General features: G+C 67.7%; 16 protein-coding genes and 1 tRNA gene. 9 read left to right on the forward strand and 8 right to left on the reverse strand.

Features of this window, described 5'->3' with window-relative positions; translation table 11 throughout:
- The coding region (locus VIR15_RS17040) for a YdeI/OmpD-associated family protein (RefSeq protein ID WP_331929908.1) at window positions 1-391 on the forward strand (391 nt) is incomplete at its 5' end.
- A 61-nt stretch (window positions 392-452) separates the two neighbouring features.
- Here the strand turns inward: VIR15_RS17040 and VIR15_RS17045 are convergent.
- From VIR15_RS17045 to VIR15_RS17060, 4 genes are all read right to left on the reverse strand, one after another.
- Entirely contained in the window at window positions 453-1637 is a 1185-nt protein-coding gene (locus tag VIR15_RS17045; protein ID WP_331929910.1) for a Fic family protein, read from the reverse strand.
- 487 nt (window positions 1638-2124) lie between these two features.
- Window positions 2125-2214, reverse strand: a tRNA-Ser gene (locus VIR15_RS17050).
- Between the two features lie 52 nt (window positions 2215-2266).
- Window positions 2267-3139 carry a ketopantoate reductase family protein gene (locus VIR15_RS17055; RefSeq protein ID WP_331929912.1) on the reverse strand — a complete coding sequence of 291 codons (873 nt, stop codon included), beginning with the start codon at window positions 3137-3139 and terminating at the stop codon, window positions 2267-2269.
- Window positions 3136-3678 carry a nucleoside deaminase gene (locus tag VIR15_RS17060; protein ID WP_331929914.1) on the reverse strand — a complete coding sequence of 181 codons (543 nt, stop codon included), beginning with the start codon at window positions 3676-3678 and terminating at the stop codon, window positions 3136-3138. The genes VIR15_RS17055 and VIR15_RS17060 overlap by 4 nt, the downstream gene beginning before the upstream one ends.
- A 17-nt stretch (window positions 3679-3695) precedes the next feature.
- Here VIR15_RS17060 and upp point away from each other — a divergent pair, with 17 nt between their 5' ends.
- The 4 genes from upp to VIR15_RS17080 all read left to right on the forward strand — a co-directional run bounded on the left by upp (window position 3696) and on the right by VIR15_RS17080 (window position 7238).
- On the forward strand, window positions 3696-4337 hold the full coding sequence (gene upp / locus VIR15_RS17065) for a uracil phosphoribosyltransferase (protein WP_331929916.1): 642 nt from the start codon (window positions 3696-3698) through the stop codon (window positions 4335-4337).
- 221 nt (window positions 4338-4558) lie between these two features.
- Entirely contained in the window at window positions 4559-4729 is a 171-nt protein-coding gene (locus tag VIR15_RS17070) for a hypothetical protein (protein ID WP_331929918.1), read from the forward strand.
- An 18-nt stretch (window positions 4730-4747) separates the two neighbouring features.
- On the forward strand, window positions 4748-5653 hold the full coding sequence (locus VIR15_RS17075) for a PH domain-containing protein (protein ID WP_331929920.1): 906 nt from the start codon (window positions 4748-4750) through the stop codon (window positions 5651-5653).
- 82 nt (window positions 5654-5735) lie between these two features.
- Window positions 5736-7238: an amino acid permease gene (locus VIR15_RS17080; protein ID WP_331929922.1), complete on the forward strand. Its 1503-nt coding sequence runs from the start codon at window positions 5736-5738 to the stop codon at window positions 7236-7238.
- Window positions 7239-7260: 22 nt separating this feature from the next.
- Here VIR15_RS17080 and pntB read toward each other — a convergent pair whose 3' ends face one another.
- Together pntB and VIR15_RS17090 are read right to left on the reverse strand one after the other, a co-directional pair.
- Window positions 7261-8640, reverse strand: coding sequence for a Re/Si-specific NAD(P)(+) transhydrogenase subunit beta (gene pntB / locus VIR15_RS17085; RefSeq protein WP_331929924.1), 1380 nt, complete (start codon window positions 8638-8640; stop codon window positions 7261-7263).
- Window positions 8641-8649: 9 nt separating this feature from the next.
- Complete coding sequence (locus VIR15_RS17090; RefSeq protein ID WP_331929926.1) at window positions 8650-10197, reverse strand: Re/Si-specific NAD(P)(+) transhydrogenase subunit alpha; 1548 nt, start codon at window positions 10195-10197, stop codon at window positions 8650-8652.
- 136 nt (window positions 10198-10333) lie between these two features.
- Between VIR15_RS17090 and VIR15_RS17095 the strand changes: the two genes are divergently transcribed.
- A complete protein-coding gene (locus VIR15_RS17095) occupies window positions 10334-11137 on the forward strand; it encodes a crotonase/enoyl-CoA hydratase family protein (RefSeq protein ID WP_331929928.1) in 804 nt (267 codons plus the stop codon).
- A gap of 87 nt (window positions 11138-11224) precedes the next feature.
- Here the strand turns inward: VIR15_RS17095 and VIR15_RS17100 are convergent, their stop codons facing one another.
- On the reverse strand, window positions 11225-12619 hold the full coding sequence (locus tag VIR15_RS17100; protein ID WP_331929930.1) for an MFS transporter: 1395 nt from the start codon (window positions 12617-12619) through the stop codon (window positions 11225-11227).
- Window positions 12616-14055 carry an MFS transporter gene (locus VIR15_RS17105; RefSeq protein ID WP_331929932.1) on the reverse strand — a complete coding sequence of 480 codons (1440 nt, stop codon included), beginning with the start codon at window positions 14053-14055 and terminating at the stop codon, window positions 12616-12618. Before VIR15_RS17105 ends, VIR15_RS17100 begins: the two co-directional genes overlap by 4 nt.
- A 336-nt stretch (window positions 14056-14391) precedes the next feature.
- Here VIR15_RS17105 and VIR15_RS17110 point away from each other — a divergent pair, with 336 nt between their 5' ends.
- From VIR15_RS17110 to VIR15_RS17120, 3 genes are all read left to right on the forward strand, one after another.
- Complete coding sequence (locus tag VIR15_RS17110; protein ID WP_331929934.1) at window positions 14392-15207, forward strand: helix-turn-helix transcriptional regulator; 816 nt, start codon at window positions 14392-14394, stop codon at window positions 15205-15207.
- Window positions 15204-18914 carry a nitrate reductase subunit alpha gene (locus tag VIR15_RS17115; RefSeq protein WP_331929936.1) on the forward strand — a complete coding sequence of 1237 codons (3711 nt, stop codon included), beginning with the start codon at window positions 15204-15206 and terminating at the stop codon, window positions 18912-18914. The genes VIR15_RS17110 and VIR15_RS17115 overlap by 4 nt, the downstream gene beginning before the upstream one ends.
- 33 nt (window positions 18915-18947) lie before the next feature.
- On the forward strand, window positions 18948-19594 hold a 647-nt coding region (locus VIR15_RS17120), incomplete at its 3' end, for a 4Fe-4S dicluster domain-containing protein (RefSeq protein WP_331929938.1).

Genomic DNA, 19594 nt, shown 5'->3' on the forward strand with positions numbered 1-19594 from the left:
CCGCCGCGGCGACAAGGACAGCTACCGTCAGCGCTTCACGCCCCGTACTGCGCGCAGCGCGTGGTCCAAGCGCAACGTCGCAATCGCTGAGCGGCTCATGGCGGAAGGGCGCATGCAGGCGTCGGGACTCGCCGCGGTGGAACGCGCCAAGGCTGACGGCCGTTGGGACGCCGCGTACGCCGGACCGGCGAGCATCGAGGTGCCGGCCGATCTCGCCGCAGCCCTCGACTCCCACCCTGTCGCGCGGACGATGTTCCAGAACCTCAACAGCCGAAATCGCTACGCCGTCCTCTACCGCCTCCAGACAGCGAAGCGCGCCGAGACCCGAAGCCGACGCCTCGAGCAGTTCGTCGCCATGCTCGAACGGGGAGAAACCATCTACCCCTCATGAGCTCGGGATTGCGTCCCCGATCGGGGTGGACAGCGCTCAGCGGGGCCTGGCGAGCGGGACGTCATGTTAGGTGTGGATCCTCCACTGTCGCCATCACGTCAGGACACGCGAACACTCTTCCGTAGCCGCGCCCGGTCATTTCGACTAGGAATCCGAGCCGCACGAGGCGCTCGATCGCGTTGTTCGCGGGCGGAAAGGTGACCGAATGCAGCTTGGCCGCCTGCGACACAGTTATCACGGGGTAGCCGATGAGGTCCTCGACGATGTCGAGTACCACGCCACGCGCCTTCTCCGCGCGCAGCGCGCCGAGCATCTCCTGTCGGAGGCTGAGCAGCCTGGTGATCCGCGCTTCCGCATCGGCTGCTTGTGCGATCACCGCGTCGGCGAAGAAGGCGACCCAGGGCTCGAAGTTCCCGGTCGCGCTCGTACCGAGCAGCAGGTCCTTGTACGTATCCTTGCGAGGTTCGAAGTAGGGAGAAAGGTTGAGGATCGGATAGCGCAGTGCACCCTCGGCGATTAGTTGAAGCACGATGATGAGCCGACCGAGGCGCCCGTTGCCGTCCGAGAAGGGATGTAGCGTTTCGAACTGGTAGTGGCCCAGGGCCGCTTTGACGAGCAGCGGGACGTCGTCCTCGGCGTTGAGCCACTTCTCCCAGTCCGACATGCCCTCGGCGAGTGGGTCGCCGGCCGGGGGTGGGACGAATCGAGCCGCCTCGATCCCACGTGACCGCTCGCCGATGTACACCTGGCCGGTGCGAAGCCAGCCGGAGTCCGCGAGGTCGCCACGGGTGCCACGCACCAAGATCTTCTGAAGTTCGGCGATGACTGTCAGGCAGATCGGCTTCTGCTCGATGAGCTCAAGGCCCCGTCCTGCCGCCCGCACGTAGTTCAGCACCTCGCGCACCTCTTGGCTCTGGCGCCTCTCATCGACATAGTCGGCCTCGAGGACTTCCAACAGGGGCGCGTACGTCCCCTCCAGGGCGCTGGTGCTCACGGCCTCGCGGTACAGCGTGGGTCGCACCAGCAGGTTGGGGTTTGGCAAACGATCCGCAGCGGCGTCGAGGCGCCCCACAGCCCGCTCAGCCTCGGCGAGTTTCTTGTAGGTGCCCTGCCCGAGTGGGACCTCGTGGGGCAGCTTTGCCGGGACGAACGCGGCGTGTCGGTACTCTCGCTTGAGCAGGGTGTCGTACCCATTGATCGGGGCCAGAGTGCCGATGGGTGATGCCTCGAACCGCTTCAGGTCCACGCGCCGACTCCTATAGTTCCAGCCATGTGATTTATAGGTTTCTGCTCCATCCTATAAGAGCGGCGGGCACTTCTATAGGTCACGCCGAACACCGCGAGCCCACACGACGCTGAGGCGACAGCCTCCGTAGGCCATTGCAAGGTGGACGTGCCCTCGGCGATCCTGACCCCCCATGGCTCCTCCGAAGTTCGTCGCGCCTCCGGCCAACGAGTGGCATCGTCACCATGCGGAGAGCCTGCTGCGACGGTGGAGGATGCCAGCGCCCGCGCTTGGACGTCCTTCTGGCTCCCAGTGACAGCGTCGTTGACCTCTGCGCGCCCGGAGACGGGGCCGTCGGTGTTAGGGCAAGGTCCTCGTCACGCGACTGCGGTGGCTCGGCATGAACCCTGGCGAACCGCCACGAACGACCAAATGAGACGGGAATGAGGCCAGGCCGGGGAACGCCGGCCAGTTCCCTCACGGGCTGACCGGCGTTCCCGCAGGTGAATGGCGGTGGCGGTGGGATTTGAACCCACGGAGGAGTTGCCCCCTCACACGCTTTCGAGGCGTGCTCCTTAGGCCGCTCGGACACGCCACCGCGGAGAACCATACCGGAGCGTCCCCGCGGCGAAGAAATCGCTGCGACCCGCTCAGGCCGTGGCCGCCAAGATGCCCGACACCGCTTGAACCGTGGCCCGAGCCCCGTCCCTGCCGAGCGCACCGATGATCGGTCCGGCGATGGCGTCCAGCTCGACCGCTCGTCCCGCCAGCGCATCCTTGAGCATCGACGACTGCATCCCGCCGGGAAGCGACCTCAGTCGCGTCTCGATGACATCGGCATCGATGGCCACACCGGCAGTGCCAGCGGCCGCAGCAGCCTCGTCCACCAAGGGACGCACCAGATCAGACCGCGAAGCGATCGCCTCCCCGACCGACGCCATCGCGGAGGTCGTCAGCAGCGCCAGTGGGGCGAGGAAGGAGAGCTTGCGCCACAGCACCGTCGCGTCGTCGGGCACGGTCGTCACCGTGCAGCCGGCGCCCTCGGCCAGCTCTGCCCACAGCTGCCCTCCGTCGCTGGCGAGGGAGACCCCCACGTCGGCAAAGCCGCTCACCTGTTCGACGACCCCTGGGCGGTGCCGCGTGGCCTCGACGGAGATGGTCGAGGCCACGACGTCGGCGCCGGGGAGCTCGGCTCGGAGGAAGGCCACATGGTCGATGCCGTTGAGCAGCGGCACGACGGCGGTCCCGCCGAGCAGCCCGACAGGCACGCGTTGCAGGGCGGACAACAGCTCCATCGCCTTGGTCGCCACGACGAGGACGTCGACGGGCTCCGCCAGCATGCTCCGCGCCTCGACCGAGGCCTCGCCGGAGCCGTCGGGCAAGGTGTAGTGCAGTCCTCCGGAAGCAATGACGGCGGCCGTGCGCTCCGAAGCGATCACGGTGACCTCGTGACCGGCGCGCTGCAGCCGCGCAGCCATGACTCCCCCGACGCCGCCGGGCCCCAGAACTGCGATCCTCGTCATCGATCCTCGCTCCATCCGGTTTCGCGCCCGTCAGGCGCAGCGTCCCGCCGCCGCTCGAAGAAGTCCATGAGCAGCGTTGCCGACTCACGCGCGCGCACTCCGCCGACCACGTCGACCTGGTGCAGCGCCAACGGATCCCGTGTCAGGTCCCAGACCGAACCGCAGGCGCCGGCCTTGGGATCCCAGGCGCCGAAGACGATCCGCTCGATCCGGGCCGCGATGGCGGCTCCGGCGCACATCACGCAGGGCTCCAACGTCGCCACGAGAATTGCCCCGTCGAGGCGCCATGAGCCGATGGCGGCAGCCGCCTCGCGCAGCGCCATGATCTCGGCGTGACCCGTCGGGTCGCCGAACTGCTCCCGCACGTTGCGTCCCCGGCCGATGACCACCTCGTCGGCGCCGATGACGACGGCGCCCACGGGCACGTCTTCCGATCCGCCCGTGCGGGCAGCGAGCTCGAGTGCCTCGCCGACCCATGCGGCATACCGCTCCGACACGGCGGCGGCGTCCGTCACCGGAGTCTCGGAATCCTTGGCCACGCGCTAAGTTTCCACCCATGCGCGTCCACGTCGCCGACCACCCCCTCATCGCCCACAAGCTGACCTACCTGCGCGACAAGCGGACGGACAGCCCGACGTTCCGCCGCCTCGCGGAGGAGCTGATGACGCTCCTCGCCTACGAGGCGACCCGAGAGGTCCGGGTCGAGCCCTTCGAGATCGAGACACCCGTGTCGCCGACGACGGGGATCAAGCTCTCCAAGCCGAAGCCGCTCATCGTGCCGATCCTGCGCGCGGGGCTCGGCATGCTCGAGGGCATGGTCCGGCTGCTGCCGAGCGCCGAGGTGGGCTTCCTCGGCATGCAGCGCAACGAGCTGACGCTGGAAGCCGTGACGTACGCCAACCGCCTCCCCGAGGATCTCACCGGGCGGCAGGTCTTCGTGCTCGACCCGATGCTGGCGACGGGTGGCTCGATGGCCGACGCGATCCACTTCCTGCTCGACCGCGGCGCCAACGACATCACGGCGGTGTGCCTCCTCGCCGCCCCCGAGGGCGTCAAGCATCTCGAGGAGTCGCTGGCCTCGACGAGCGCCCACGTGAAGGTCGTCACGGGCGCCGTCGACGAGCGACTCAATGAGAAGGGATACATCGTGCCGGGCCTGGGCGACGCGGGTGACCGCCTCTACGGGGTCGTCGACTAGCCCGTATGCCGCTGAGCTCGCTCCCCGGGCCAGCCCTCCACCCAGCCCCGACCGCTACTCCAACAAGACCGTGGCGCGCGGGGAGACTAATGTGGGTCTCCACCGAAGCTCAGACACACCCCGATGTCCTCCACGTCCACATCGGTCACTTGCGGCACACTGGTCCCACACCCGTGCCGTGCGACGACGCGGCCGTCCGTCATGCTGAGGAGCGAACCACCATGGGTCCCAGGACCAAGAAGGTCATTCTCTTCCTCGTGCTGGCGTTCTTCATCTACGCGATCTTCACCTCACCTGACCAAGCCGCTGGCATCATCACGAGCATCTGGAACATCCTCGTGCAGGGCTTCTACGCCCTCCTGGAATTCTTCGACAGCTTGCTGGGCGGCTGAGGACGGACAACGGGCGACATGGCGTTCCTCCGGAGCACCGACGAGATCCCCTCGGGACTCTCACCTATCCTCCTGCCGGGTGAGCAGCTCGTCACTGCGGTCCACGCCCACTGGGCCCGGCTCCTCAAACCAATCGCGATCAGCGTCCTGGTCCTCGGCATCGCCATGTTCTTCGACGCCAACCTCACTCATGACAGTCAGCCGATCGGGAACTTCCTCTGGTTCGTCTTCTTCGTGAGTCTCATCTGGCTCGGCTGGCACATCCTCGAGTGGCGCCACGACTGGTTCGCCGCCACCGACAAACGGCTGCTCCTGCGCTACGGGCTCATCACGCACAAGGTCGCGATGATGCCGCTCATCAAGGTCACCGACATGAGCTACGAGCGGAGCATCCCCGGAAAGCTGCTCGGCTACGGACGCTTCGTCATGGAGAGCGCCGGTCAGGAACAGGCCATGCGCACCGTCGAATGGGTCCGGCGACCGGACGAGACCTACCGGGCCATCTGCGCCGTGATCTTCAACATCGGCCCGCCGTCCGGCACCACCACCGTCCGGGAGATCGAGGAAGACGACACTGGCACCGGACCCCCGGTCGACGGCGGGAACGGTCCGGACAACGGTTCGGGCGGCTCAGGTGGTCCTGGCGGCTCAGGTGGCTCTGGCGGAAATGGTGGCGATGCGGGCTCCGGCGCCCCGAGATACGGCACGCCGTCATACCCTGACGTGGCGCCGATCCACAGCCCGATCCAGGACCGTCTGGACCAGCATTCGCGCGCCATCCCGATCCGACGGAAACGGGGCGGGGAGACGCTCTACCAGAGCGAGGACATCCAACGGCGCCGACGCTCGGCGGACACCGGGCCCGTCCCGATCTGGACCAGCGACCGCGTCACCGACCGCCCCCACGACCCCGGCGACGACTGAACCGAGCTCAGACATCGCGCCGGGCGCCGGGCCGGTCTAGTTTGAAGTGACCGTCCCGACACATCAGCGTTCGGAGGTCATCATGAGTCTGTTCCGCACCAAGACGATCGAGGCGTCCATGGCCGCGGCCGACGAGCCGGACCATCACCTGAAGCGCCGGCTGACCGCCCTCGACCTCGTCGTCTTCGGCGTCGGCGTCGTGATCGGCGCGGGCATCTTCACCGTCACCGGCCGGGCCGCGCAGCAGTATGCCGGGCCCGCCGTCATCCTGTCCTTCATCCTCGCGGCCGTCGTGTGCGCCTTCGCCGCCATGTGCTACGCGGAGTTCGCCTCGACCGTCCCGGTGTCGGGATCCGCCTACACCTTCTCCTACGCGACCCTCGGTGAGTTCATCGCCTGGGTCATCGGGTGGGACCTGATCCTCGAGCTCATGCTGGGCGCGAGCGTCGTCGCCCAGGGGTGGTCCGCCTACGTGGAGATCCTGCTGGGCCGGTTCGGGATCGAGATCCCCGCTGCCGTGGCTCCCGGCTCCCACTTCGACCTCGGGGCGTTCGTGCTCGTGGCCGTGCTGGCCCTACTCGTCGCCAAGGGCATCAAGGAGTCCCTGCGGGTCAACCTCGTGCTCGTCGCGATCAAGGTGTTCATCGTGCTGTTCGTCATTGTTGCGGGCGCCGGCTTCGTCAACTCTGCCAACTGGACGCCCTTCATCCCGCCCAGCGCACCCAATGCCCCAGGCGCGGAAGGAATCCACGCCCCCGTTCTGCAGGTGCTCACCGGCATGACGCCGGCCACCTACGGCGTCATGGGCATCATGTCGGCGGCTGCCCTCGTCTTCTTCGCCTACATCGGCTTCGACGTCGTGGCCACGACCGCGGAGGAGGCCCGGGACCCGCAGCGCGCCCTTCCGATCGGCATCCTCGGGTCTCTCGCCATCTGCACGGTTCTCTACGTCGCCGTGGCTCTCGTCATCACCGGGATGGTGCCCTTCGACCAGATCGATACGCAGGGCGCGCTCGCCGCAGCGTTCGAGCAGGTGGGCCAGGACGGGTACGCCACGCTCATCGCGGCCGGGGCCGTCGCCGGCCTCACGACGGTTGTCATGACCCTCATCATCGGGACAACCCGCGTCGTCTTCGCGATGAGCCGCGACCGGCTCCTCCCCGCTGGGTTGGGTGTCACGAGCCAGCGGACCGGGACACCCGTGCGACTCACGTTCCTGGTCGGTGCCGTCATCGCCCTGGTCGCATCGCTGACTCCTGTCGGCCGGCTCGAGGAGATGGTCAACATCGGCACGCTCACAGCCTTCGTGCTTGTCTCCCTGGCGGTGCCGATCCTGCGAAAGCGGCGTCCAGACCTGAAGCGCGGCTTCGTCGTGCCGTGGAACCCGGTGCTTCCCTGGCTGTCGGCTGCGCTCTGCGTCTATCTCATCCTCAACCTCTCGATCGAGACCTGGCTCCGGTTCCTGGTGTGGATGGTCGCCGGGGTGGTCATCTACTTCACCTACTCGCGAAGCCACAGCCTGCTGGCTACCGGGGAGCGCGAGGCCGGGTTGGCGGAGACGCCGCAGATCCTCGACGTGGACTGAGTGGCTGAACCGCCGGCTGGGGTCAGAGGGACTTGATGATGTCCTCGACCCGGTCCTTCGCGTCGCCGAACAGCATGGCGCTGTTCTCCCGGAAGAACAGCGGGTTCTGCACCCCTGCATATCCGGCGGCCATGGACCGCTTGAAGACGATGACGTCCTTGGCGTTCCAGACCTCGAGCACCGGCATGCCCGCGATCGGGCTGTTCGGGTCCTCCTCGGCGGCCGGGTTCACTGTGTCATTGGCACCGATGACGAGCACGACGTCCGTCTCCGGGAGGTCGTCGTTGATCTCGTCCATCTCGAGGACGATGTCGTAGGGCACCTTCGCCTCGGCGAGCAGCACGTTCATGTGTCCTGGGAGCCGACCGGCGACCGGGTGGATCCCGAAGCGCACGTCGACGCCCTTCTCGCGGAGCTTGGCGGTGAGGTCCGCCACGGGGTACTGCGCCTGCGCGACCGCCATGCCGTAGCCCGGTGTGATGACGACCGACTTGGCGTGGACGAGCAGGTCGGCGACCTCGTCGGGGTTGGTCTCCCGGTGCTCGCCGTAGTCGACATCGCCCGTCGGGGCGCCGCCGTCCTGTCCGAAGCCGCCGGCGATGACCGAGATGAAGGACCGGTTCATCGCCTTGCTCATGATGTACGACAGATACGCACCGGACGAGCCGACGAGCGCACCGGTGATGATGAGCAGGTCGTTGCCGAGCATGAAGCCGGCCGCCGCGGCGGCCCATCCGGAGTAGGAGTTCAGCATCGACACGACGACCGGCATGTCGCCGCCGCCGATCGAGGCGACGAGGTGCCAGCCGAAGGCCAGGGCGATGGCCGTCATGATGCCGAGCGGGACGATCGAGTGTGACGCGACGAACCAGATCATCAGGCCGAGGGAGATGATCCCGGCGAAGAGGTTCAGCCAGTGCCGCGCGGGCAGCATGAGCGGCCGACCGGAGATCTTCGCTGCCAGCTTGAGGTACGCGACGACCGATCCGGTGAAGGTCACGGCACCGATGAAGACGCCGAGGAAGATCTCGACCAGGTGGACGCCGTCGCTCGCCCCGGCGTCCGAGGCGAGGAAGGTGTTGAAACCGACGAGCACAGCGGCCGCACCGACGAAGCTGTGCAGCATCGCGATGAGCTCGGGCATCGCGGTCATCTCGACCCGGCGGGCCCTCCAGATACCAATGAGGGCTCCGATGGCCATGGCGGTGGCAATGGACAGCCAGTTCAGCGGATCGGCACCACGAAGGGCCAGCCACAGCGTCGCGACGAGGGCGATGAGCATGCCGATCATGCCGAGGTTGTTGCCGTCCTTCGCGGTCTCGTGCTTCGAGAGACCGGCGAGCGACAGGATGAACAGCAGACCGGCGATGATGTACGCCGCTTGGATCAGTGCGAGGTCCATGGTGTGCGCTCAGCCCTTCCGGAACATCGTGAGCATGCGGCGGGTGACGAGGAAGCCACCGAAGATGTTGATGCTGGCGATCAGCGTCGCCAGGAAGGCGAGCACGAAGATGGCCAGGCTCTGCTCCTCGGACCACTGACCCAGCTGGATCAGGGCACCGACGACGATGATTCCGCTGATCGCGTTCGTCACCGACATGAGCGGCGTGTGGAGCGCATGGTGGACGTTCCCGATCACGTAGTAGCCGACGACCACGGCGAGGGCGAACACCGTGAAGTGGCCGAGGAAGCTCGGTGGTGAGACGGCGGCGATGAGTGCGAACGCCACGGCCCCGACCGCCATGTAGACGTACTTGCGTCGTGGGTCCTTGACCTTCTCGGGCTCCTTGACCACCTCGGCGGCGGGCTTGGCCACCGGGGCGGCGGACACCTGGATGGCCGGCGGCGGCCAGAGGAGCTCTCCGTCGCGGGTCACCGTCATGCCCCGCTGCACGACGTCGTCGAAGTCGAGGACGAGCTGCCCGTCCTTGCCCGGCGTCAGCAGCTTCATCAGGTTGACGAGGTTCGTGCCGTAGAGCTGGCTGGCCTGCGTCGGCAGCCGGCTCGCGAGATCCGTGTAGCCGATGATCTTCACACCGTTGTCCGTCACGACCAGCTCGTCGGGGACGGAGCCCTCGACGTTGCCGCCGTTGGACGCCGCCATGTCGACGATGACCGAGCCCGGCCGCATCGTCGCCACCATGTCGGCAGTGATGAGCCGCGGCGCGGGCCGGCCCGGGATGAGCGCTGTCGTGACGACGATGTCCATCTGGGGCGCCTGGGCGGCGTAGAGCTCGGCCGCCGCCCGGTTGTAGGCCTCACCCATCTCCTTGGCGTAGCCATCGCTCGAGACGGCCAGCTCTGACTCGGGCATCTCAACCGCGAGGAACTGGGCCCCCATCGACTCGACCTGCTCGGCCACCTCGGGCCGGGCGTCCGTCGCATGCACCACTGCGCCAAGCGAGTTCGCGGTACCGATGGCGGCCAGGCCTGCGACGCCAGCACCCGCGATGAGCACCTTCGCGGGCGGCACCTTGCCGGCAGCCGTCACCTGCCCGGTGAAGAAGGAGCCGAACTCGTGCGCTGCCTCGACGATCGCGCGGTAGCCGGCGATGTTCGCCATCGAGGAGAGGACGTCCAGCGACTGCGCCCGGCTGATCCGCGGCACGGCATCCATCGCCATCGCGGTCACGCTCGCTGCTCGCAGCTTCTCGACGAGATCGGGGTTGAGCGCCGGAGCCATCAGGCTGACGAGCACCGTGCCGGGCCGCATCAGGGCGATCTCGGCGTCCGACGGCGCGTTCACCTTGTGCACGATGTCCGAGGCCCACACCTCCAGCGACGTCACGATGCGGGCGCCTGCCACCGCGTAGGCCTCATCGGAGAAGCTGGCGAGCTCTCCGGCGCCACGCTCGACGACGACGTCGTAGCCGAGGGCTGTCAGCTGCTGGACCGTCTTGGGCGTTGCGGCGACACGCGTCTCACGGGCGCGCATCTCGCGTGGGACACCGATCTGCACAGTTGTTCTCCTTCTGGTGTGCACTGCACACCGAAACCTATGGCACCGTCACTCGGGGATCGCGGGCAGTGCCACCCAAATCACATCTCGTCGCCTCAGCGGCTCGCACCGCAGGCTCGGCGCCTAGGCTCACCCCATGACGAGCCACATCACGTGCACCACCGCCGAGGGGGTCGCCCGGGTCCAGCTCAGCCGGCCGGACAAGCTCAACGCCCTCACCCTGGACATGCTCGATGACCTCGTCGCCACGGCTCGACGACTCCGCGCGGACCGCTCGCTGCGGGCCGTCATCCTCTCGGGCGTGGGTGACTCCTTCTGCGCGGGGCTCGACTTCGCCACTGTGCTGAAGAACCCGCGGGCCGTCGCGGCGGCCTTCGTTCCGCGGCCGTGGCTCGGCACCAACACCTTCCAGGAAGCGTGCTGGGCCTGGCGCCGACTGCCGGTGCCGGTCGTCGCGGCGGTCCACGGCCACTGCTTCGGCGGTGGGGTGCAGATCGCCCTCGGCGCGGACTTCCGGTTCACAACCCCGGACGCGAAGTGGTCAGTCCTCGAGTCGAAGTGGGGACTCATCCCGGACATGTCCGGGATCCAGAGCCTCACCGAGGTCGTCGGCCTCGACGTCGCGAAACGGCTCACGATGACCGGAGGGGTCGTCAGCGGCGAGCAGGCAGCGGCGCTGGGGCTGGCCACCGGAGTTGCCGATGAACCACGCGCTGCCGCCGAGGAGCTCGTCGCCGAGATCATGACGCGGTCTCCCGACGCCGTCGCTGCTGCGAAGCGCCTCTTCGAGCGGACCGGGTCGGTTGGCCCGCGTCGCACCTTCGCCAGGGAACGCGCCGAGCAGCTGCGGCTGCTCCTCCGCACACCGAACACCCGTCGGGCGCGGCAGGCGGCGTTCGCGAGGGAGGCACCCGCGTTCGCGCCGCGGCACAAGCGCTGACGCCCCATCGATGAGAACTGAGCCCCGCGCGGGCTGCACGCTCGACGAGAACCGAGCACAGCGGCATACGGCATGGTGGTTGGCCTGTCAGCCCGGCTTGGGAGCGTTGGGGCGTGCATAACGCATCCACGTGATGCCCACGCACATGACGGCCCAGGCAATCCCGATCAGGTAGAAGAGCGTCGGCGACATGATCGTCAGGCCCACGCCGAAGAGGAACGGACCGAAAGCGGCGATCGCAGCCGTCCACCCGATGACGCCTCCCGCCCGGCGGCGCTCGAAGATCATCGGCATCTGCTTGAACGTCGAGGCGTTGCCGATGCCGCTGAAGAGGAAGATCGCGAGCATGCCCCAGAGGAACCGGTTGAAGCCGCCCTGGAGCGCCTCGGCCGAAGAGGTGTCGGGGACGAGCGCCGGGATCGTGTAGGCGATCGAGGCGATCAGGCCGATCCCGGACACGAGGGTCCACCTCGCGCCGCCCATGCGGTCGGTCAGCGGCGAGAAGAGGACGCGCGCGCCGGCGCCCACGAGCGGGCCGAGGAAGACGTACTTGACCACGTCCGGCACGGCGTAGCCATCGACGAGCAGCTGGGCGGAGGAGCCGGCTCCCTGGACGATCTCGGCATTGCCGATCCCGTAGAGGTTGGCCATGAGCAGGCCGAACTGCGCCGACAGGCCGGAGAACGTGCCGAAGGTCATGATGTAGAGCAGCGTCATCCACCAGGTGTCCTGGTTGTTGAAGATGTCGAACTGCTGCCTGATGTTCGCCTTGATCGGGACCGACTTGAGCATCGTCCACGCCAGGATCGCGCCGATGATCATGAGCGGGATCCAGACGAAGGCGGCGTTCTGGTACCACACCTCGACCGGCTGCTGACCCGGCATCGTCATCAGCTGGCTGCCGCCGATGACGGCCAGGAAGCTCAGGCCGATGAGGTACGGGGTGAGCAGCTGGACGAGCGAGACGCCGAAGTTGCCGATGCCGGCCTGCAGGCCCAGTGCGGTCCCCTGCATGCGCTTGGGGAAGAAGTAGGAGGTGCTCGGCATGAAGCCGGAGAACGCGCCACCGCCGATGCCCGCCAGGAAGGCGAGGACCATGAGCTCCCAGTAGGGCGCCGTCGGGCTCTGGACGCGCACGCCCCAGCCGAGTGTTGACGCGATGAGCAGGAGCGTCGTCAGGGACACCATCTTGCGGGTGCCCATGATCGGCGGCAGGACCATCCAGATGAGGCGCATGAGTCCGGCCGCGAGCCCGGGCATGGCCGCCATCCAGTAGAGCTGGCCCTTGCTGAACTCATAGCCGAGCGGGTTCAGCTTCGGGATGATCGCGCTCGGGAGGAACCACGCGATGAACGCCAGGGTGAGGCAGAAGGTCGTGATCCAGAGGGTCCTCCACGCCAGCGGCTTGTCCCAGGTCTCCTCGTTCTCCGGGTCCCAGGACTCGAGCCACTCCCCACGGGTGGGTGCGGTTTTGGTCGTCATGCGCGAGCCTCCGTCGTTTCCTTGGTGGAGTCGTTGGTGGAGCTGTTGGCAGAGCCCGTCGCGGACGCGTGGGCCAGGTCAGCGGTGGTGCGGTTGTGGAGAGCCGGATCGAGCAGATCCGGATTGTGGGCGGGCGGCGGCTCGAAGTAGTCGGCGAGCTGGGGCGAGCCCTGGTGCAGCATGTGCACGACGGTCCAGTGCATCCAGAGGGCGCAGACCGCGGTGAGCACGAAGATGACGAAGAAGGTACTCGACGGGAAGCCGAACCAGTCCTTCGTGTAGGCGAACATCGGGGGCAGGAAGAAGCCGCCGAGGCCACCGAGCATGCCGACCAGCCCCCCGACCGGGCCCACCGCCCTCGGGAAGTACTCCGGGATGTGCTTGTAGACCGCAGCCTTCCCGATGCCCATGGCGCAGCCGAGGAGGAACACGAGGATGACGAAGGGCACGATGCCCATGCTGTAGTTCCAGTGCTCGGTCTGCGCGCCGTCCGCCTGGACGACGACAAGGTGGCCGTTGGGCATCATGAGCAGCCCGCTCGTCACGAGCATGACGGTGAAGGTGAAGTACATGCCGCGACGGGCGCCGAACGTGTCGCTGAACCAGCCGCCGAGCGGGCGGAGCAGGGAGGCGGGGAAGATGAAGGTCGCGGTGAGAAGCGCTGCCGTCCAGAGGTCCACGCCGAAGTTGTCGACGTAGTACTTGGGCAGCCACACGGAGAGCGCGACGTAGGCACCGAAGACCGCCACGTAGTAGAGGCCGAAGCGCCACACGCGGATGTCCTTCAGCGGCGCGAGCATGGTGGCCGTGGACTGGCTCTTGCCCGGCATCTTGTCGTGGTGTGGCGTGATGATCCACGTCAGCACGGCGATCGCGACGAGCACGATCGCGTAGATGGCGGGGACGAGCCGCCAGCCGCCCTGGACGCCGGCGATGTAGGTGGCCCCGGCCGTGCTCGTGATGAGTGCTGGTCCGATGAACTTCGTCACGGAGGCGCCGACGTTGCCGGCGCCGAAGACGCCGAGGGCGAAGCCCTGGCGGTCGCGGGGGTACCAGGCGGCGTTCCACGCGATGCCGACCGAGAAGAGGTTGCCGGCGAAGCCGACGAGGAACGCGAGGATGAGCAGCATCAGGTAGGTCGTCGCCTGTGAGACGAAGTACGCCGGGATCGCCGTGGCGAAGAGCATGGCGATCGTGACCCGTCGGCCACCGATCCGGTCGGTGAGCATGCCCGCCGGCAGGCGCCACATCGACCCGTTGAGGATGGCCACCGCCGAGATCCAGGAGAGCTCGACGTCGCTGAGGCCGAGCTCCTTCTGGATGGGGATGCCGAGGATGCCGAACATCATCCACACCGCGAACATCACGGTGAAGGCCGTCGTCGACATGACGAGGACCCGGGTACGTCCCGACGATGCGGCTCGTGTGCCGTCCATTTCGTCTCCGTCTATTTGGAGGAATGAATCCGTTTTAAGGGGGCTGCCGGAGAGGCTGCCTCGACCCGTTGAATACCCGCGGGAACATTCTGCCACCCTGGGTCGACGTTCAACTACGTTACGTAGTAGATTGCCTGCCATGCAAGTTGAGCGGAGGGGATCTGCCTCACACAACAGGGGAATCCGCGCCGGCGACTCGCAGAGCGCGGTCGGTGGAAAGAGGACGGGAGTCCTCCCAATGCCCTCACCTCGCACAGCGTCCGGCGTGCTTAGATGGAGGAACAGCGTTCCTCTAAATAACGTCACAGAGATGTTCGCTAATTGAAGGGTGTCGCCGTGGCATTGAATGCGAGTACGGGCTCAGGTACCGGTACGGACCTGCTGGGCTCACCCGTTCGAAGGACCATCGTCGACACCCTCGCCAACCTCCCGACGAGCGTCGACCCGGCCACCGGTGCCGTCGTCCCGCATCCGGGCCTGCGTGCCCAGGACCTGGCCCACCGACTGGGCCTGCACGTGACGACGGTGCGGTTCCACCTCGACCAGCTCGTGGCGGCCGGGCTGCTCCGAGCGCACTTCCAGCGGCGCAAGGAGGCCGGCCGTCCGCGCAAGCTCTATGCCATCGAGCAGGGGTCGCTCGGAACGGTGACGTCCGACCAGTCTTACCGGATGCTCTCCGAGCTGCTCGTCCAGACCCTGGGCTTCGGGGACGGCGAGCCGCCCACGACGCCGGAGGACGCAGGGCTGCGCTGGGGCCGCCGGCACGTCCTCGACGGCCACGCCGGCCTCCTCGGCCAGCGCGCCGCCAGCTCTCCCGGCCAGTGGCTCGGCAAGATCGGACAGATGGTCGACCTGCTGCGCGAATGGGGATACAGCCCTGAGGTGTCGACGACCAACGACGGCCGCACCGCTCGCGTCGCCCTGCACGACTGCCCCTTCATGCCGCTCGCCAAGGACAACACCGCCGTCGTCTGCGGCATCCACCGAGGCCTCATGCGCGGCGTGATGGAGGCCCTGGGCGAGGAGTCGACCGAGGTCGGGCTCACGCCCTTCGTCGCCCCGAGTCTCTGCATCGCCGCGCTGACCACGACCACGAGCTTTGAGCGACCCGCGTCGCTCAACCACCCGCCCCGACAAGGAGATCACACATGAACGCCTCCCCGACCGGCCTCACCGAGACGGGCCTCGACGGCCCCTTGAGCGAGGCCCTCGTCGGCACGCGCCGGTTCTTCACCAAGGCGACGGTTTCCGAGGACAAACGCAGCATGGAGGCCAAGGGCGGACGTGCCGGTGACGCCTTCTACCGGGACCGGTGGAGCCACGACAAGGTCGTCCGCTCCACGCACGGCGTCAACTGCACCGGCTCGTGCTCATGGAAGGTCTACGTCAAGGACGGGATCATCACCTGGGAGGCGCAGCAGACGGACTACCCGAGCCCGGGTGCCGACCGGCCCGACTACGAGCCCCGCGGCTGCCCGCGTGGCGCCGCCTTCTCCTGGTATACCTACTCGCCCACCCGAGTGCGCTACCCCTACGTGCGGGGCGTCCTGCTCGAGATGTTCCGTCAGGCAAAGAGCCAGCACGGCGGCGACCCCGTCCTCGCCTGGGGCTCCATCGTCGAGGACCCCGACAAGGCCATGCGCTACAAGAAGGCGCGCGGCAAGGGCGGCCTCGTGCGGGCCACGTGGGAAGAGGTCACCGAGCTCGTCGCCGCCGCCCACGTCTACACCGTCAAGCGCTTCGGCCCGGACCGGATCGCCGGCTTCTCGCCCATCCCGGCCATGTCGCCGGTCTCCTACACGTCCGGCGCCCGTTTCCTCGAGCTCATCGGCGCCCCGATGCTCTCGTTCTACGACTGGTACGCCGACCTGCCCAACGCCTCGCCGCAGATGTTCGGCGACCAGACCGACGTGCCGGAGTCCGGTGACTGGTGGGACGCCGGGTACCTCATCATGTGGGGATCGAACGTCCCGCTGACCCGGACCCCGGATGCGCACTGGATGACCGAGGCGCGCTATCGCGGGCAGAAGGTGCTCGCCGTGGCCCCCGACTACGCCGAGAACGTCAAGTTCGCCGACGAGTGGGTGACGGCGGCACCCGGCACCGATGGCGCGCTGGCGATGGGCATGGGCCACGTCATCCTCAAGGAGTTCTTCGTCGACCAGCAGGTGCCCTTCTTCGTCGACTACAACCAGCGGTTCACCGACCTGCCCTACCTCATCAGCCTCGTCCCGACCGAGGACGGCGCCTACCGTCCCGGCAAGTACCTCGTGGCCGGCGACATGGACGGTGGGCCGCAGGCCGACTCCGAGAACGCCATGTGGAAGCCCGCCGTGTTCGACTCGCGCACCGGGCAGGTCGCCATCCCGAACGGCTCCATCGGTGACCGCTACGGCGAGGAGGGCCTGGGCAAGTGGAACCTCGAGCTGGGCGACCTCGACCCGGCGCTGACGGTCTACGGCTCGCACGACGACGCGGTCGAGGTGGAGCTGCCGCGCTTCGACGCCGCTGATGGCAAGGCCGTGTTCGAGCGGCGCGGTGTCCCCGTCCGGCGCGTCGGCGACCGTCTCGTCACCACCGTGCTCGACCTCATGCTCGCCCAGTACGGCGTGGCGCGCGAGGGCCTGCCCGGCCAGTGGCCGACGGGCTACGACGACGCGTCGGTCCCGGCGACGCCCGCCTGGCAGGAGGTGCACACCTCGGTGCCCGCGGAGCAGGTGACGCGCCTGGCGCGTGAGTGGGCCCGGAACGCGATCGACACGAACGGCCGCGGCATGATCCTGCTCGGCGCCGGGACCAACCACTGGTTCCACAGCGACCAGATCTATCGGGCGATCCTCGTGCTGACGACGATCACGGGCACGCAGGGGCGCAACGGCGGCGGCTGGGCACACTACGTGGGGCAGGAGAAGATCCGACCCATCATGGGCTTCCAGCACATGGCCTTCGCGCTCGACTGGCACCGCCCGCCGCGGCACATGAACCAGACGGCGTACTGGTACGTGCACACCTCGCAGTACCGCTACGACACGTTCACCGCCGACGACCTCGACGCCGGCACGGGCATCTTCGCCGGCAAGGGCGTCATGGACCTGCTCGCGCAGTCGGTGCGACTCGGCTGGACCCCGAGCTACCCGACCTTCGACCGCAGCTCGCTCGACCTGGCCGACGACGCGGCCGCTGCGGGCATGGAGCCGCCCGACTATGTCGTGCAGCAGCTCAAGGAGGGCAAGCTGCAGTTCGCCGTCGAGGACCCGGAGGCGGAGCACAACTACCCCCGCATCCTGTCGTTGTGGCGGTCCAACCTGCTCGGCAGCTCGGCCAAGGGCAACGAGTACTTCCTGCGCCACCTGCTCGGCACCGACAGCGCCGCCACCGCCGACGAGGCCCGGCCGGAGCAGCGGCCGTCCTCGATCCGCTGGGCGGACGAGGCCGTCGAGGGCAAGCTCGACCTGCTCATGACCCTCGACTTCCGCATGACGAGCTCGACCATCTTCAGCGACGTCGTGTTCCCCGCGGCGACGTGGTACGAGAAGCACGACCTCAGCACGACCGACATGCACCCCTTCGTTCACTCCTTCAACCCGGCCATCAACCCGCCCTGGCAGACGAAGTCGGACTGGGACACGTGGAAGGTCATCGCCAAGAAGTTCAGCGAGCTCGCCGCCGACCACCTCGGCACCCGCAGGGACGTCGTGGCCAAGCCCCTGTGGCACGACACTCCGGAGGCCATGGCCACCGTGCACGGCGTCGTCAAGGACTGGAGGGCCGGCGAGTGTGAGCCGATCCCGGGCAAGACCCTCCCGGTCATCGCCGTCGCCGAGCGCGACTACACGGCCGTCTACGACAAGATGACGTCGATCGGGCCGCTCCTCGAGAAGGTCGGCATGCTGACCAAGGGCGTGGCCTACGACGTCAAGCGCGAGGTCGACATCCTGCGCAATCGCAACGGCGTGCAGCACGGCGGCGCCGGCGACGGCCAGCCCAAGGTCGACACCGACGTCCAGATGGCCGACGCGATGCTGCACCTGGCCGGGGTGTCCAACGGCCACCTCGCGACCCAGGGCTTCCGGTTCCTCGAGAAACGCACCGGCACCAAGCTCGCCGACCTGGCCGGCGAGCACGAGGGCAAGCAGATCACCTTCGCCGACACGCAGGTCGCCCCGGTCCCGGTCATCACCTCCCCGGAGTGGTCCGGCTCCGAGTCGGGCGGGCGCCGCTACAGCCCGTTCACGATCAACATCGAGCGGAGCAAGCCGTTCCACACCCTGACCGGCCGGCAGCAGTTCTACGTCGACCACGACTGGTTCCTCGGAATGGGCGAGGCGCTCCCCGGCTACCGGCCGCCGCTCAACATGACCACGCTCTTCGGTGAGACGCCGATCGGCGAGCAGACCGAGCTCGGCGTCTCGGTGCGCTACCTGACGCCGCACAACAAGTGGTCGATCCACTCCGAGTACCAGGACAACCTCTTCATGCTGAGCCTCTCCCGAGGCGGCCAGTCGGTATGGATGAGCGACCGGGACGCCGCGAAGATCGGGGTCAGGGACAACGACTGGATCGAGATGGTCAACCGCAACGGCGTCGTCGCCGCACGCGCGATCGTCAGCCACCGGATGCCCGAGGGCACCGTCTACATGCACCACGCCCAGGACCGGCTCATCGACGTGCCGCTCACGGAGCGCGACCGCAAGCGTGGCGGCATCCACAACAGCCTGACCCGAATCCTGTTGAAGCCCAACCACATTGTCGGCGGGTACGCCCAGCTGGCCTACTTCTTCAACTACATCGGACCCATCGGCAACAACCGGGACGAGGTCACGATGATCCGCAAGCGAACCGCAAAGGTGGAGTACTGACATGTCCGTGCGGCGAACGAAGGGAGCGCACCGATGCGCCTGATGGCCCAGATGGCGATGGTCATGAACCTCGACAAGTGCATCGGCTGCCACACGTGCTCCGTCACGTGCAAGCAGGCGTGGACCAACCGCGCGGGCACCGAGTACGTCTGGTTCAACAACGTCGAGACCCGTCCCGGACTCGGCTACCCCCGCACGTACGAGGACCAGGAGACCTGGGAGGGCGGCTGGGTCCGCAAGCCCAACGGGCGTCTGACGCTCAAGGCCGGCGGCCGGTGGAAGAAGCTCGCGACGATCTTCAGCAACCCCAAGCTGCCCTCGATCCAGGACTACTACGAGCCCTGGACGTACGACTACGAGACGCTGACGACCGCGGGTGTCTCGAAGCACCAGCCGGTCGCGCAGCCCGAGTCGCAGGTGACGGGTCGACCCCTCGACCTGCAGTGGGGCCCGAACTGGGAGGACGACCTCGCGGGAGCGCCAGACCGGGCCCGCCTCGACCCGAACCTTCGCGACGGCGTCGAGGAGCACGTGCGGCTCGAGTACGAGAAGGCGTTCATGTTCTACCTCCCGCGAATCTGCGAGCACTGCCTCAACCCGTCGTGCGTCACGTCGTGCCCGTCGGGGGCGATGTACAAGCGGGCCGAGGACGGGATCGTGCTCGTCGACCAGGAGCAATG

This window comes from Intrasporangium sp., assembly GCF_036566125.1.
GTDB lineage: Bacteria > Actinomycetota > Actinomycetes > Actinomycetales > Dermatophilaceae > Intrasporangium.

Coding starts and splice junctions, on each gene's coding strand:
- VIR15_RS17080 (WP_331929922.1), top strand. CDS start 5,736: ATGAGTCTGTTCCGCACCAAGACGATCGAGGCGTCCATGGCCGCGGCC.
- VIR15_RS17075 (WP_331929920.1), top strand. CDS start 4,748: ATGGCGTTCCTCCGGAGCACCGACGAGATCCCCTCGGGACTCTCACCT.
- VIR15_RS17070 (WP_331929918.1), top strand. CDS start 4,559: ATGGGTCCCAGGACCAAGAAGGTCATTCTCTTCCTCGTGCTGGCGTTC.
- VIR15_RS17055 (WP_331929912.1), bottom strand. CDS start 3,139: ATGACGAGGATCGCAGTTCTGGGGCCCGGCGGCGTCGGGGGAGTCATG.
- pntB (WP_331929924.1), bottom strand. CDS start 8,640: ATGGACCTCGCACTGATCCAAGCGGCGTACATCATCGCCGGTCTGCTG.
- VIR15_RS17100 (WP_331929930.1), bottom strand. CDS start 12,619: ATGACGACCAAAACCGCACCCACCCGTGGGGAGTGGCTCGAGTCCTGG.
- VIR15_RS17095 (WP_331929928.1), top strand. CDS start 10,334: ATGACGAGCCACATCACGTGCACCACCGCCGAGGGGGTCGCCCGGGTC.
- upp (WP_331929916.1), top strand. CDS start 3,696: ATGCGCGTCCACGTCGCCGACCACCCCCTCATCGCCCACAAGCTGACC.
- VIR15_RS17115 (WP_331929936.1), top strand. CDS start 15,204: ATGAACGCCTCCCCGACCGGCCTCACCGAGACGGGCCTCGACGGCCCC.
- VIR15_RS17105 (WP_331929932.1), bottom strand. CDS start 14,055: ATGGACGGCACACGAGCCGCATCGTCGGGACGTACCCGGGTCCTCGTC.